The sequence below is a fragment of the Superficieibacter sp. BNK-5 genome (genome assembly GCF_047456055.1).
Lineage (GTDB): Bacteria > Pseudomonadota > Gammaproteobacteria > Enterobacterales > Enterobacteriaceae > Superficieibacter.
The window spans coordinates 789,347-803,006 of sequence record NZ_CP179893.1; the positions used below are offsets into that span (position 1 = coordinate 789,347).

The 13,660-nt window shown below is 54.3% G+C and carries 13 protein-coding genes; 8 read left to right on the forward strand and 5 right to left on the reverse strand.

Features of this window, described 5'->3' with window-relative positions:
• Positions 1-52: 52 nt before the first annotated feature.
• Together asd and mscM are read left to right on the forward strand one after the other, a co-directional pair.
• Positions 53-1,015, forward strand: a complete 963-nt coding sequence (gene asd / locus ACMGGS_RS03850; RefSeq protein ID WP_414165105.1) for an archaetidylserine decarboxylase — start codon at positions 53-55, stop codon at positions 1,013-1,015.
• 20 nt (positions 1,016-1,035) lie between these two features.
• Positions 1,036-4,362, forward strand: coding sequence for a miniconductance mechanosensitive channel MscM (gene mscM / locus ACMGGS_RS03855; protein WP_414165106.1), 3,327 nt, complete (start codon positions 1,036-1,038; stop codon positions 4,360-4,362).
• Positions 4,363-4,394: 32 nt separating this feature from the next.
• Here the strand turns inward: mscM and ACMGGS_RS03860 are convergent, their stop codons facing one another.
• The 4 genes from ACMGGS_RS03860 to epmA form a co-directional block, all read right to left on the reverse strand.
• Entirely contained in the window at positions 4,395-4,796 is a 402-nt protein-coding gene (locus ACMGGS_RS03860) for a hypothetical protein (RefSeq protein WP_414165107.1), read from the reverse strand.
• The gene (locus ACMGGS_RS03865; protein WP_414165108.1) at positions 4,796-5,362 is read right to left on the reverse strand and encodes a Panacea domain-containing protein; all 567 of its coding nucleotides are present in this window, start codon (positions 5,360-5,362) and stop codon (positions 4,796-4,798) included. Before ACMGGS_RS03865 ends, ACMGGS_RS03860 begins: the two co-directional genes overlap by 1 nt.
• 228 nt (positions 5,363-5,590) lie before the next feature.
• Positions 5,591-7,081, reverse strand: coding sequence for a glutamate/gamma-aminobutyrate family transporter YjeM (gene yjeM / locus ACMGGS_RS03870; protein WP_414165109.1), 1,491 nt, complete (start codon positions 7,079-7,081; stop codon positions 5,591-5,593).
• 163 nt (positions 7,082-7,244) lie between these two features.
• On the reverse strand, positions 7,245-8,222 hold the full coding sequence (gene epmA, locus ACMGGS_RS03875; protein ID WP_414165110.1) for an elongation factor P--(R)-beta-lysine ligase: 978 nt from the start codon (positions 8,220-8,222) through the stop codon (positions 7,245-7,247).
• A gap of 297 nt (positions 8,223-8,519) precedes the next feature.
• Between epmA and frdA the strand changes: the two genes are divergently transcribed.
• From frdA to ACMGGS_RS03900, 5 genes are all read left to right on the forward strand, one after another.
• Positions 8,520-10,310, forward strand: a complete 1,791-nt coding sequence (frdA, locus tag ACMGGS_RS03880; protein WP_414165111.1) for a fumarate reductase (quinol) flavoprotein subunit — start codon at positions 8,520-8,522, stop codon at positions 10,308-10,310.
• Positions 10,303-11,037, forward strand: a complete 735-nt coding sequence (locus ACMGGS_RS03885) for a succinate dehydrogenase/fumarate reductase iron-sulfur subunit (protein ID WP_414165112.1) — start codon at positions 10,303-10,305, stop codon at positions 11,035-11,037. Before frdA ends, ACMGGS_RS03885 begins: the two co-directional genes overlap by 8 nt.
• Positions 11,038-11,047: 10 nt before the next feature.
• On the forward strand, positions 11,048-11,443 hold the full coding sequence (frdC, locus tag ACMGGS_RS03890; protein WP_414165113.1) for a fumarate reductase subunit FrdC: 396 nt from the start codon (positions 11,048-11,050) through the stop codon (positions 11,441-11,443).
• Positions 11,444-11,453: 10 nt separating this feature from the next.
• Positions 11,454-11,813, forward strand: coding sequence for a fumarate reductase subunit FrdD (gene frdD, locus ACMGGS_RS03895; RefSeq protein WP_414165114.1), 360 nt, complete (start codon positions 11,454-11,456; stop codon positions 11,811-11,813).
• Between the two features lie 107 nt (positions 11,814-11,920).
• Positions 11,921-12,451: a lipocalin family protein gene (locus ACMGGS_RS03900; RefSeq protein ID WP_414165115.1), complete on the forward strand. Its 531-nt coding sequence runs from the start codon at positions 11,921-11,923 to the stop codon at positions 12,449-12,451.
• On the opposite strand, the gene sugE is transcribed toward ACMGGS_RS03900, so the two are convergent.
• Positions 12,448-12,765, reverse strand: a complete 318-nt coding sequence (sugE, locus tag ACMGGS_RS03905) for a quaternary ammonium compound efflux SMR transporter SugE (protein WP_414165116.1) — start codon at positions 12,763-12,765, stop codon at positions 12,448-12,450. The genes ACMGGS_RS03900 and sugE overlap by 4 nt on opposite strands.
• Before the next feature lie 255 nt (positions 12,766-13,020).
• On the opposite strand from sugE, the gene ACMGGS_RS03910 reads away from it, so the two are divergent.
• The gene (locus tag ACMGGS_RS03910) at positions 13,021-13,626 is read left to right on the forward strand and encodes a response regulator transcription factor (protein WP_414165117.1); all 606 of its coding nucleotides are present in this window, start codon (positions 13,021-13,023) and stop codon (positions 13,624-13,626) included.
• The last annotated feature ends 34 nt before the right edge of the window (positions 13,627-13,660 follow it).

Genomic DNA, 13,660 nt, shown 5'->3' on the forward strand with positions numbered 1-13,660 from the left:
CCCGCACACCCGGCGGGTACAGGAACGACAAAACAAAGGCCTGGAGGCTATCGTGTTAAACGATCTTAAACTTTCGCTGCAATACATTCTGCCGAAACTGTGGCTCACTCGCCTGGCGGGCTGGGGCGCGAGTAAACGCGCTGGCTGGCTGACCAAACTGGTTATCGACTTGTTCGTCAAATACTACAAAGTCGATATGAAAGAGGCGCAGAAGCCCGATACCGCCAGCTATCGCTCGTTTAATGATTTCTTCGTGCGCCCGCTGCGCGATGAAGTTCGTCCGCTGAATACCGATCCTAACGTGCTGGTAATGCCAGCCGATGGCGTGATCAGCCAGCTAGGTAACATCGAAAACGACAAAATCTTGCAGGCCAAAGGGCATAATTATTCGCTGGAAGCATTACTGGCGGGTAACTACTCGTTGGCTGACCAGTTCCGTAACGGCTCATTTGTCACCACCTATCTCTCGCCGCGCGACTATCACCGCGTTCATATGCCGTGTAACGGTATCCTGCGCGAGATGATTTACGTGCCGGGCGATCTGTTCTCCGTTAACCATCTTACCGCGCAAAACGTGCCTAACCTTTTTGCGCGAAATGAGCGCGTTATCTGCCTTTTCGACACCGAATTCGGCCCGATGGTGCAAATTCTGGTGGGCGCGACTATTGTTGGTAGCATTGAAACCGTCTGGGCAGGCACCATCACGCCGCCGCGTGAAGGTATCATCAAGCGCTGGACCTGGCCGGAGGGTGAAAGTGACGGTTCCGTGGCGCTACTGAAAGGTCAGGAGATGGGTCGCTTTAAGCTCGGTTCAACAGTGATCAACCTGTTTGCGCCGGGTAAAGTTAACCTGGTTGAGACGTTGCACAGTCTGTCGGTGACTAAAATCGGTCAACCGCTGGCGGTCTCTGCGGAAGCGCAGGTCCAGCCTGAACCTGCCCCGCTGCCGGAAGAAGAAGTCAACGCCGAGCTGGACGCCAGCCCGTTGGTTGACGACAAGCGAGACGATATTTAATTCAACATAAAGGGTTTTCCGTGCGCCTGATTATCACTTTTCTGATGGCCTGGTGCCTCAGTATGGGGGCGTACGCGGCGACGGCCCCCGACGCTAAACAGATAACCCAGGAACTGGAGCAGGCAAAGGCGGCGAAACCCGCCCAGCCTGAAGCCGTTGAGGCGCTCCAGTCTGCACTTAACGCGCTTGAGGAGCGAAAAGGCTCGCTTGAGCGCGCGCAGCAATATCAGCAGGTTATCGATAACTTCCCCAAACTCTCGCAAACCCTGCGCGCCCAGCTTAACAGCCTGCGTGATGAACCGCGCGACGTGCCCGCCGGGATGTCCACCGACGCGCTGAATCAGGAAATCCTTCAGGTCAGCAGTCAGCTTCTGGATAAAAGTCGTGAGGCACAGCAGGAGCAGGAACGGGCGCGTGAAATCGCCGACTCCCTGAACCAGCTTCCTCAGCAGCAGACCGACGCCCGTCGCCAGCTCAACGAGGTCGAACGCCGCGCAGGCACGCAAAATGGCAACGCCGCGCTCACCCAGGCGCAAAGCCTCGCCGCGCAGGCGGAATCCGCCAGACTCAAGGCGCTGGTCGATGAACTGGAACTGGCGCAGCTTTCTGCCAATAACCGTCAGGAACTTTCGCGTCTGCGCTCCGAGCTGGCACAAAAACAGAGCCAGCAGTTAGATGCGTACTTGCAGACGCTGCGCAACCAGGTGAACAGCCAGCGCCAGCGCGAAGCGGAAAAAGCGCTCGAAAGTACCGAACTGCTGGCGGAAAACAGCGCTAACCTGCCGCCGGATATTGTTAAGCAGTTCGCCGTTAACCGCGAGTTGTCGCAGGCGCTGAACCAGCAGGCGCAGCGAATGGATTTAGTTGCGTCGCAGCAGCGTCAGGCGACTAACCAAACGCTTCAGGTGCGCCAGGCACTTAACACCTTGCGCGAACAGGCGCAGTGGCTGGGGATGTCCAATATGCTGGGCGATGCCCTGCGCGCCCAGGTCGCGCGTCTGCCGGAGATGCCAAAACCGCAGCAGCTTGATACTGAAATGGCTCAGCTACGCGTCCACCGGATGCGCTATGAGGATCTGCTGAACAAGCAGGCCCAGCTTCGCCAGATGCATCAGGCAGACGGCCAGCCGCTGAGCGCGGAACAAAACCGGATCCTGGAGGCGCAGTTGCGCACCCAGCGTGAACTGCTCTCTTCACTATTACAGGGCGGCGATACGCTGATTCTGGAACTGACCAAGCTGAAAGTCACCAATAGCCAGCTTGAAGATGCGCTGAAAGAGGTCAACGAAGCCACCCACCGTTACCTTTTCTGGACCTCAGACGTTAACCCGCTGACCATCTCCTGGCCTATTGAGGTCGTGCAGGATTTACGCCGCCTCATCTCGCTGGATACGGTCAGCCAATTGGGCAAAGCCAGCATCATGATGCTGACCAGTAAAGAGACGCTGCTGCCGCTGTTTGGCGCGCTGATGCTGGTTGGCTTTAGTATTTATTCGCGTCGGCATTTTACCCGTTTCCTCGAACGCTCCTCTTCACGCGTTGGCAAGGTGACGCAGGATCACTTCTGGCTGACCCTGCGCACGGTATTCTGGTCGATACTGGTGGCCTCCCCGCTGCCGGTGCTGTGGGCAACGCTGGGCTATGGCTTGCGCGAGGCCTGGCCTTATCCGCTGGCGGTCGCCATCGGTAACGGCGTTACCGCCACGGTACCGCTGCTATGGGTAGTGATGATTTGCGCGACGTTTGCCCGCCCGACCGGTCTGTTTGTGGCGCACTTTGGCTGGCCGCGTAACCGTGTGGCGCGCGCAATGCGCTATTACCTGATGAGTATCGGGCTGATTGTGCCGCTGATCATGGCGCTGATTATGTTTGATAATCTCAACGATCGGGAGTTCTCCGCCTCGCTGGGACGCCTGTGCTTTATCCTGATTTGCGGCGCGCTGGCGATTGTCACACTTAGCCTGAAACGCGCGGGTATTCCGCTGTACCTCGACAAAGAGGGCAACGGCGACAATATGGTCAACAGCATGCTGTGGAACCTGATGATGGGCGCGCCGCTGATCGCCATCCTGGCGGCGGCGGTGGGCTATCTGGCCACAGCGCAGGCGCTGCTGGCGCGGCTGGAAACTTCGGTCGCCATCTGGTTCCTGCTGCTGGTGATTTACCATATCATTCGCCGCTGGATGCTGATCCAACGCCGCCGTCTGGCCTTCGATCGCGCCCGGCACCGCCGCGCCGAGATCCTGGCGCAGCGTGCGCGTGGTGAAGAGGAGACGCCGCACGCCACCAGCCTGGAAGGCGCGGTAGAAATCGACGAAAGCGAGCTGGATCTGGATGCCATCAGTACCCAGTCGCTGCGTCTGGTACGTTCGATCCTGATGCTGATTGCGCTGCTCTCCGTCATTGTGCTGTGGTCGGAAATCCACTCGGCGTTTGGCTTCCTGGAAAATATTACCCTCTGGGACGTCACCTCCACGCTTCAGGGCGTGGAGAGCATTGAGCCTATCACCCTCGGCGCCGTGCTGATCGCCATCCTGGTGTTTATCATCACCACCCAACTGGTGCGCAACCTGCCCGCCCTGCTGGAACTGGCGCTGCTTCAGCATCTGGAACTTGCGCCGGGTACCGGCTATGCCATCACTACCATCACCAAATATTTGTTAATGCTGGTCGGTGGTCTGGTGGGCTTCTCAATGATCGGCATTGAGTGGTCGAAGCTGCAATGGCTGGTTGCCGCGTTAGGTCTGGGTCTCGGCTTTGGTTTACAGGAGATTTTCGCCAACTTTATTTCCGGCCTGATAATCCTGTTTGAGAAGCCGATCCGCATCGGCGATACGGTGACCATCCGCGACCTGACCGGCAGCGTGACCAAAATCAACACCCGCGCAACGACGATCAGCGACTGGGACCGCAAAGAGATCATCGTGCCAAACAAGGCGTTTATCACCGAGCAGTTTATCAACTGGTCGCTGTCGGACTCTGTCACCCGCGTGGTACTCACTATCCCGGCCCCGTCAGAGGCAAACAGTGAAGAAGTGACGCAAATTCTGCTGACGGCGGCGCAGCGCTGCTCTCTGGTCATTGATACCCCGGCGCCGGAAGTCTTCCTGGTTGATCTCCAGCAGGGCATTCAGATTTTCGAGCTGCGTATTTACGCCGCCGAAATGGGCCACCGGATGCCGCTGCGTCACGAAATCCACCAGCTGATTCTGGCGGGCTTCCGCGAGCACGGTATTGATATGCCGTTCCCGCCGTTCCAGATGCGGCTGGAAACCCTTTCGGGGCGACAAACCGGACGCACGCTGACCTCGGCGGGTAAAGGGACGCGTCCGGCGGGGAGCGTGTAATTGACACTCAGTAAGCCTGCTATGGGGCAGGCTTACTGGCAATACTGATGAAAGAATTTCAGGATTTTGCCGGACGTAAAATCCGAGAGCTGAAAACCATCCAGAACACGTTGAAAAACATCATTTGTGATATCCGCATGCTGGATTAACTCACCGCTTTGCTCCCTGGATACTACATTAGGCACTTTCCAGACAATCGCATCCGCATAATAAACGTAACTATCATGCACGATAAAAGGATGCTCGCCTTTGTATAAAAGGCATGCAGGATCGTGATGCGCCGGGGCAGGATAAACGGTTGTGATGTTAACGACCAGAATCGAATCACAACCATAAATTGGGTAGTAGACAGGGTTATTACACACGACATGCAAATGATTTTTCCCACCCACAGGAGCAAGTATCGTTCCTTGCCTGTAAGGTGAGTACGCCATTACGCAAGCTCACTACTAAATTGTTTAAGCTGATCCCGTTCGCGCATTCTTTCAACAAGGAAATCTGCGTCCTTTTCTGATTTGCCGCCCGCCATAAAAATTGCTTTTGGGCTAATGGGTGCGGAAGAACCGTGCGGATCCTGCCATTCTTTGCATACCCGATGCGTCAGCTCGCAGAGTTCAAACCGCTTATAATGTCCATACTCATCAAACACTTTATCGAGGATCTTTTTATCTGCGAGGCTCATCTCATCAAAAGCCTCGTCGTCAACACCATGGACATGCTTTTTAACCGAGACTTCGTAATTTGACTCCCCGGCGATCCAGTCGTCCCATGGAGACTCTTCAAACGGGCTACCCGATTTCAGCAAATCATAAGTTCGGGATAATACCGGACCATTATTCATCGAGACGGCGCGATCGCCCGTCATTGATTCGCCATAGCGGATCATGTACTCACGATCGGCCAGATAAAGCAGTTTCATGAGCTTGATATATGCCATGCGGCCACCACGTTTGAACAGGAGATAACCTGCCATCTGTGCAGTTTTCGCTTCGCTATACATATACAACCTCCTGACATTACCACTGAGGTAATTTATATGGGCATTATGGATAATGGTCAAAGAGCAGTCAATCGACGGGTCAATGGCGCTGTTGATAACTATGAGTCCACTTCCAATAAAAAGTATACAGTAAACTCGTTGACGCTTTTTTTGCGAGGAAACACCAGAAAAGGGCAATGTAACGTTCGGCAGAAAATATCTGCCGAACGTTCACATTAAACTATCCGGTCAGGCAGGCTGTTTCACCCTCTTGCAACGATAATTCTCATAAATCCCCATCGCCAGCAGCGAGAAGAAGATCGGCCCACCGACCATCCACAGGGCGCTACTCCAATCGTTAGCCTCAATGACCGGCTGAACAACAGTAAAGATATTGGCGAAGGCCACTATCAACACCACGATAAAAGTTGCCAGCAGCGTGCTGATACGGCTCTTAAAGATCACAAACGGACGATCCAGCCCCTGACGCGCTTTAAAGAACGGAAACGCCAGCGCGAGGAACAGATATGGCAATGTCATGGAGACGTTCGCCATTAGCGTCAGTTTGTTATAGAACGCCGAGGCGGTGTCGCCGCCAAAGGAGACCAGCAGAATAAACAGGCATACCAGCGCGCACTGCATCCACATCGCATTCGCGGGCATACCGCTTTGATTAAGGCGGGTCATCGGCGCAGGCCACAGCGCTTTTGGCGTGCCCTGAATAATGGCTTTCAGCGGCGAATAAATCAGGGTGAAAAACGCGCCAGTATAGGCCAGGAACATCGACAGGCCGGTGATGCGGGCAAACCAGGTTCCCATTACTATCGCGCTTTCCGGCGATAAGTGCATCGCCTGGCCTAATGTCGCGCCAAGGCTTTTCATCAGGACATAGGTAATATTGCCAAGGTTAGTGCTGCTATTGCTGAGCACCTGCTGCCAGTTGGTGCTTACGCCCCACAGGAATATCGCCAGTGAATAGCCAATAGAAATCACCACGGCGGCAAACACGATCCCCCTGGCGAAGTTCTTTTCCGGCTTTTCCGTTTTATCCACCAGTCCGCCCACGGCTTCAATACCGCCAAACGCAAAGATGGCAAAGACGACAAAAGAAAGCATCGCCAGTCCCGACTGATAACCAGGATTGGGCGAAGCCACAAAATTAACGTCCTGAGCAAAGTGCCCGCCGTTTAAACAGAGGATCGCAATGCTGGCCAGCAGGAGCACCAGATTAAGACACATCACGGAGATGCCCCCCACCGCCGTAACTCGCGCGATTTTATTGATCCCTTTCGAGGCCACCAATGTCACCACTAGCATCCACAGTATTGCCAGTACACCCACGACCTGCGTGGAACTCAAACCAGCAAAGGACCATACCTGGGTTCTGTCCATCCCGAAGAGAAAGGTGGAAAAAGGCACCCATACTTTAGCCGCGGTACTCACCATCCAGATAACGTAGGAGGAAAACCACATAAACGTGCCAATGAAAGCGTAACGCGGCCCGACGCTGTTATTCATCCAGGAGTAGATCCCGCCCTCTTCTTTGCGATACGCCGATCCCATTTCAGCCATCATCAGCGCAAACGGGATAAAGAAAAACAGCGCGGAAAAGATATAAAACGGCGTGGCACTGTAGCCCATCAATAAGTAGGCGGAAGGACTATTGGCAAAGCCAAAAACGGACGTAAATATCATCAGGATAAGCCCGATCAGGCTCATCTTTTTTAATTGTTGGGTCATAAAAACCATCCATAAGGGTTGTAGCAGCGGCGGATGGTAGCAGAAGACCGGATGATTATTGTGACTTTATGGGGCAAACCAGAAAGATGCCCCATGTAAACGGATAATGGCAGTTTTTAGCACTGGAAATTTTTATTTCCATGCTAAATAAGAGGGCGAGAGATCAGGCTCTGTCAACGCTGAAGGCCAGCACGTCGGCAAGGGTCTCCGCGCCCAGCGCCAGCATCACCAGGCGGTCCACGCCTAATGCCACGCCGGAGCAGTCAGGTAATCCTGCTTTTAACGCTTCCAGCAAATTGACGTCAATCGGCTGCTGCGGCAGACCGCGCGCTGCGCGCTTGCGGTTATCCTGCTCAAAACGCTGCTGCTGCTCGCGCGCGTCGGTCAGTTCATGGAAGCCGTTCGCCAGCTCAAGCCCTTTAAAATAGACCTCAAAACGCTCTGCCACACGGTGATCTTCAGTGCTGATTTGCGCCAGCGACGCCTGGCTTGCCGGGAAGTGATAAATAAACGCCGGACGCTCTTTCCCGATATGCGGCTCAACGCCCATTGCAAAAAGCAGTTGCAGCAGCGTGTCGCGATCCTCTTCGGTATCGGCGATATTGCTGAGATCGAGTTTCGCCGCCGCCTGACGCAGCTGGGTTTTATCGGCAGAAAGCGGATCGATTTCCAGATGGCGCTGAAACGCCTGCTGATAGGAGAGCGTTTCCGCCGCCGGACATTCCAGCACCTGTTGCAGGAGGTCATCAACCTCGTTCATCAGGCGGTACATATCATAGTGCGGACGATACCATTCCAGCATGGTGAACTCAGGATTATGGTGACGTCCCATCTCTTCATTACGGAAACTACGACAAAGCTGATATACCGGCCCGCAGCCCGCGGCAAGCAGGCGCTTCATATGGTATTCCGGGCTGGTCATCAGATACAGATTCATCCCCTGAGAATGGCCAGGACCGACGAAACGGGTTTCAAACGGGAACAGGTGAACGTCGGTTACCGTCGCCTGGCTCATGCAGGGCGTCTCCACCTCCAGTACGCCCCGGTCGGCAAAAAAACGACGGATTTCGGTCATAATTTTTGCACGTTTCAACAGGTTAGGAATGGATGCGCTCGGCTGCCAGGTTGCCGTCTCGCTCATGGTTTTGTCTCCGTTTTTTGCTAAGGGCACGAAGTCTACTCGTTCCTCCCCCCGGAGACAAATTTTGTACAGCGCATCGCCCGGCCAACAACACGAATAATTCATAGAGAGCACAAAAGCGATAAATTCATCAGGAATAGTGATAAATCATCATAAAGAACCGCAAAAAAATCGAACGCGTCAAATTTCCCCTCTTTCGCCACGGGTATACTGCTTTACCTATAAAGGAGCAGTGGATACGTTTTTGCTGCCGCCCGTCGGGCGCGCGGCAAAATAACAATAATCTGGAGGAACGTCGTGCATACTTTTCAAGCCGATATTGCCATTGTAGGCGCGGGCGGTGCGGGATTACGTGCTGCTATCGCCGCAGCACAGGCCAGGCCTGACGCTAAAATCGCACTGATCTCAAAAGTCTATCCCATGCGTAGCCATACCGTTGCCGCCGAAGGGGGGTCGGCTGCGGTCACACAGGATCATGACAGCTTTGAGTACCATTTCCACGACACCGTGGCCGGTGGCGACTGGCTGTGCGAGCAGGATGTGGTGGACTACTTCGTGCATCATTGCCCGACGGAAATGACCCAGCTTGAGCAGTGGGGCTGCCCGTGGAGTCGTCGGCCTGACGGTAGCGTCAACGTCCGGCGCTTTGGCGGCATGAAAATTGAGCGTACCTGGTTTGCCGCCGATAAAACCGGCTTCCATATGCTACATACCCTCTTCCAGACCTCCCTGCAATTCCCCCAAATCCAGCGTTTTGACGAGCATTTTGTTCTCGACATTCTTGTGGATGACGGACAAGCACGCGGCCTGGTGGCGATGAACATGATGGAAGGCACACTGGTACAAATTCGTGCCAACGCCGTGGTCATGGCGACCGGCGGCGCGGGCCGCGTCTACCGCTACAACACCAACGGCGGCATCGTGACCGGTGACGGCATGGGCATGGCGCTTTCGCACGGTGTCCCGCTGCGGGATATGGAATTCGTCCAGTATCACCCGACCGGCCTGCCGGGTTCCGGGATCTTAATGACCGAAGGTTGCCGTGGCGAAGGCGGTATTCTGGTCAATAAAGACGGCTATCGCTATCTTCAGGATTACGGCATGGGGCCGGAAACGCCGCTCGGCGAGCCGAAAAACAAGTATATGGAGTTGGGTCCGCGCGACAAAGTCTCTCAGGCGTTCTGGCACGAATGGCGTAAAGGTAACACTATCGCGACGCCGCGTGGCGACGTGGTGTATCTCGATCTGCGTCATCTCGGCGAGAAAAAAATTCTCGAACGTTTACCGTTTATCTGCGAGCTGGCAAAAGCTTATGTTGGCGTCGATCCGGTGAAAGATCCGATCCCGGTACGCCCTACCGCACATTACACCATGGGTGGTATTGAAACCGATCAGCACTGTGAAACCCGCATTCAGGGGCTGTTCGCCGTGGGTGAGTGTTCTTCTGTTGGTCTGCACGGCGCTAACCGTCTCGGCTCTAACTCACTGGCGGAGCTGGTGGTGTTTGGCAAACTGGCGGGCGAGCAGGCGATGGCGCGTGCGGCGTCAGTCGGTGCGGCCCGTGATGGTGCGCTTGATGCGCAGACCGCCGATGTTGAGCAGCGTCTGAAAAATCTGGTTAATCAGCAAGGTACGGAAAACTGGGCGAAAATCCGCGATGAGATGGGCATGTCGATGGAAGAAGGCTGCGGCATTTACCGCACGCCGGAGCTAATGCAGAAAACCGTCGATAAGCTGGCGGAACTTCAGGAGCGCTTTAAACGGGTGCGCATTACCGATACCTCCAGCGTGTTCAATACCGACCTGCTCTACACCATTGAGCTGGGGCACGGCCTGAACGTGGCGGAATGTATGGCGCACTCGGCCATTGCCCGTAAAGAGTCGCGCGGGGCGCATCAGCGTCTTGATGAAGGCTGTACCGAGCGTGATGACGTGAATTTCCTCAAGCATACCCTCGCCTTCCGCGACGCGGACGGCACCACTCGCCTGGACTATAGCGACGTGAAGATCACCACTCTGCCGCCGGCAAAACGGGTTTACGGTGCAGAAGCGGAAGCCGCCGAGAAGAAGGAGACCACGCATGGCTGAGATGCAAACAATGAAAGTTGAGGTGGTGCGCTATAACCCGGAAACGGATACTGCGCCCCACAGTGCTTTCTACGACGTGCCTTATGATGAGCAGACCTCATTGCTGGATGCATTGGGCTATATCAAAGATAACCTTGCGCCCGACCTGAGCTATCGCTGGTCCTGCCGAATGGCGATCTGCGGCTCCTGCGGCATGATGGTAAACAAGGTGCCAAAGCTGGCCTGTAAGACCTTTATGCGCGATTACACCCACGGCCTGAAAGTGGAAGCGCTGGGCAACTTCCCTATCGAGCGCGATCTGGTGGTCGATATGACGCACTTTATCGAAAGCCTGGAAGCGATTAAACCCTATATTATCGGCAACGCCCGCACGCCGGATCAGGGTCCCAACAAACAGACCCCGGCGCAGATGGCGAAGTATCACCAGTTCTCCGGCTGCATCAACTGTGGCCTGTGCTACGCCGCCTGTCCGCAGTTCGGGCTGAATCCGGAATTCATCGGCCCGGCGGTGATTACCCTCGCGCATCGCTATAACGAAGACAGCCGCGACCACGGTAAGAAAGAGCGTATGGCGCAGCTTAACGGCCAGAACGGTGTCTGGACCTGTACGTTTGTGGGCTATTGTTCGGAAGTCTGCCCGAAACATGTCGATCCGGCTGCCGCCATTCAGCAGGGTAAAGTTGAAAGCTCGAAAGACTTTCTTATCGCCACCCTGAAACCACGCTAAGGAGTGCACTATGACGACTAAACGCAAAGCCTACGTGCGGCCAATGCCGACGAACTGGTGGAAAAACCTGCCGTTTTATCGCTTCTATATGCTGCGTGAAGGAACGGCGATCATGGCGGTCTGGTTCAGCATTGAGCTGATCTACGGGCTGTTTGCACTCAAGCACGGGCCGGAACACTGGGCCGGGTTTGTGGGTTTCCTGCAAAATCCAGTCATCATCATTCTTAACGTCATTGCACTGGCAGCAGCCTTGCTTCATACCAAAACCTGGTTTGAGCTGGCACCGAAAGCCGCCAATATCATTGTGAAAGATGAAAAATTAGGGCCAGCGCCGGTGATCACCGGACTGTGGGTGGTGACGATAATTGTCACCGTCGTTATTTTAGCCGTTGCCCTGTTCTGGTAAGGAGACTCCGATGATTAATCCCAATCCAAAACGTTCTGACGAACCGGTATTCTGGGGACTCTTTGGCGCAGGCGGTATGTGGTGTGCCATTGTCGCACCCGTCATCATACTGCTGGTTGGCTTTCTGCTACCACTGGGCTTTTATCCTGGCGATGCCCTCGGCTACGACCGGGTGCTGGCTTTTGCCCATAGCCTGATCGGACGGGCGTTTATCTTTCTGATGATCGCTCTGCCGCTGTGGTGTGGCCTGCATCGTATTCACCATATGATGCACGACCTGAAAATCCATGTTCCTAACGGCAAGTGGGTCTTTTATGGTCTGGCCGCTATCCTGACTATCGTGACGCTGGTTGGCGTCATTTTTATGTGATCCACACGCCCTCTTATTAAAAATGAGAGGGCGATTTTTATTTTCCCGCACAGCAATTTTTTCCGCCAGGTTCTACACTTAGCTTAAAAACCTGCAAGGAAAATACCATGCGTTTGCTGCCTGTTGTCGCCACTGCTACCGCTGCGTTTTTGCTGGTTGCCTGTAGTTCCCCCACGCCACCTGCGGGCGTCACCGTCATTAATAATTTCAACACCCAGCGCTATCTTGGCACCTGGTATGAAATCGCCCGTTTCGATCACCGTTTTGAACGCGGATTAGAGCGGGTTACGGCGACTTACAGCCTGCGCGACGACGGCGGTCTGCGGGTCATTAACCGTGGCTATAATCCGGATCGGGGGATGTGGCAGCAATCGGTAGGGAAAGCTTATTTTACGGGCGATCCGAGCCGGGCCGCGCTGAAGGTCTCGTTCTTTGGCCCGTTCTACGGCGGCTACAATATTATCGCGCTGGATAAAGAGTACAAACACGCGCTGGTATGCGGGCCGGATCGCGATTATCTGTGGATCCTCTCCAGAACGCCGACCATTTCTAAAGAAATGAAGGAGCAGATGCTGGATACCGCGACCCGGCAGGGTTTTGCCGTTGAGAAGCTAATCTGGGTCGATCAGCCGCATTAATGGGTGCTGAGTTTCAGGCCAATAATCCCGGCGACAATCAGCGCAAGGCTTAAGATACGCGCCGGGTTTGCGGACTCACCAAATAACAGGATGCCGGTGATGGCCGCACCGACCGCGCCAATGCCGGTCCATACCGCGTAAGCAGTGCCGACCGGTAGCGTTTTCATTGCCCATGCCAACAAGGCAAAGCTGAAAAACATAGCGACAAGGGTAATAATGCTTGGCATAAGGCGGCTGAAACCATGGGTATATTTCAGCCCAATCGCCCAAACCACTTCCAGAAGACCAGCAATAACAAGAATTAACCAGGACATATTGGCTCCAGTTCGGGGCCGTCCCCATTGTTGAAAGCACTGAGGGGTCGTCCCGCCAGGCTGTTTGAAGAGGTTATTTTACCTGCCCGGAATAAAAACTCAATAATTTAACTTAAGTGTTATTTGCCGCCTTATTGTCAGAAATACGTCTATTTCGCAGCGTAAATCCCACCTTTATCTTTTCTACTCTTTATTATGATGACGTCATTGCCGTTGCGATACCAGGTATCGTTGTCTTCTAATTATGAAAACCCTATGTATAAAATTCTGATCATTGACCGCTGCCAGTTTAGCCGCCATGGGCTTGAGAAATGGCTGACGCAGGGACATACGTTTACCTCGCCAGTCATGGTGACCAGTCTGAATAGTCTTCTTTTAGCGAGAGAGCATATTGAACACTGGCAGCCCAGCCTGGTTATCGCAGATTTAAGCGGTTTTCAGGATGATCCTTCGCAGACCCAGTTGATTACCTCCATCTTCGCCGCCTGCGGGGAGCGTAGCCAGGTGATTTTGCTCCAGTACCGGCCCACGCGCAATTATACCCATCACGCAGCGGTGCTGGTAACGCTGTCGAAGAAAACCCAGCTGCAGCACATTACCAATATGATTGAGTCAGCGTTAAGCTCGCGCCCGTGGCTGAACTATACCCATACCATCAGCCCGTTATTAACGCGTCAGGAAGAGAAAGTGTTGTCGTTATGGCTGGAAGGCGTCAGCAATCCGCTTATTGCCGGAATGCTCAGTATTAGTGGGAAAACGGTATATACCTATAAACGGAATATTCGTCTTAAGCTGCGGATGGATAATCGATTTTCACCTTTCTTATCCCCAGGTGAAAGAATAATTGAACGCACGTCATAACGGTACGACTAAAAAGCCGTACCGTATGGCGTTT

What these genes read in the sequence shown, in the direction of transcription:
- ACMGGS_RS03900 (WP_414165115.1), top strand. Translation starts at nt 11,921, where the DNA reads ATGCGTTTGCTGCCTGTTGTCGCCACTGCTACCGCTGCGTTTTTGCTG.
- yjeM (WP_414165109.1), bottom strand. Translation starts at nt 7,081, where the DNA reads ATGACCCAACAATTAAAAAAGATGAGCCTGATCGGGCTTATCCTGATG.
- ACMGGS_RS03860 (WP_414165107.1), bottom strand. Translation starts at nt 4,796, where the DNA reads ATGGCGTACTCACCTTACAGGCAAGGAACGATACTTGCTCCTGTGGGT.
- ACMGGS_RS03885 (WP_414165112.1), top strand. Translation starts at nt 10,303, where the DNA reads ATGGCTGAGATGCAAACAATGAAAGTTGAGGTGGTGCGCTATAACCCG.
- frdC (WP_414165113.1), top strand. Translation starts at nt 11,048, where the DNA reads ATGACGACTAAACGCAAAGCCTACGTGCGGCCAATGCCGACGAACTGG.
- ACMGGS_RS03910 (WP_414165117.1), top strand. Translation starts at nt 13,021, where the DNA reads ATGTATAAAATTCTGATCATTGACCGCTGCCAGTTTAGCCGCCATGGG.
- ACMGGS_RS03865 (WP_414165108.1), bottom strand. Translation starts at nt 5,362, where the DNA reads ATGTATAGCGAAGCGAAAACTGCACAGATGGCAGGTTATCTCCTGTTC.
- frdD (WP_414165114.1), top strand. Translation starts at nt 11,454, where the DNA reads ATGATTAATCCCAATCCAAAACGTTCTGACGAACCGGTATTCTGGGGA.
- epmA (WP_414165110.1), bottom strand. Translation starts at nt 8,222, where the DNA reads ATGAGCGAGACGGCAACCTGGCAGCCGAGCGCATCCATTCCTAACCTG.
- sugE (WP_414165116.1), bottom strand. Translation starts at nt 12,765, where the DNA reads ATGTCCTGGTTAATTCTTGTTATTGCTGGTCTTCTGGAAGTGGTTTGG.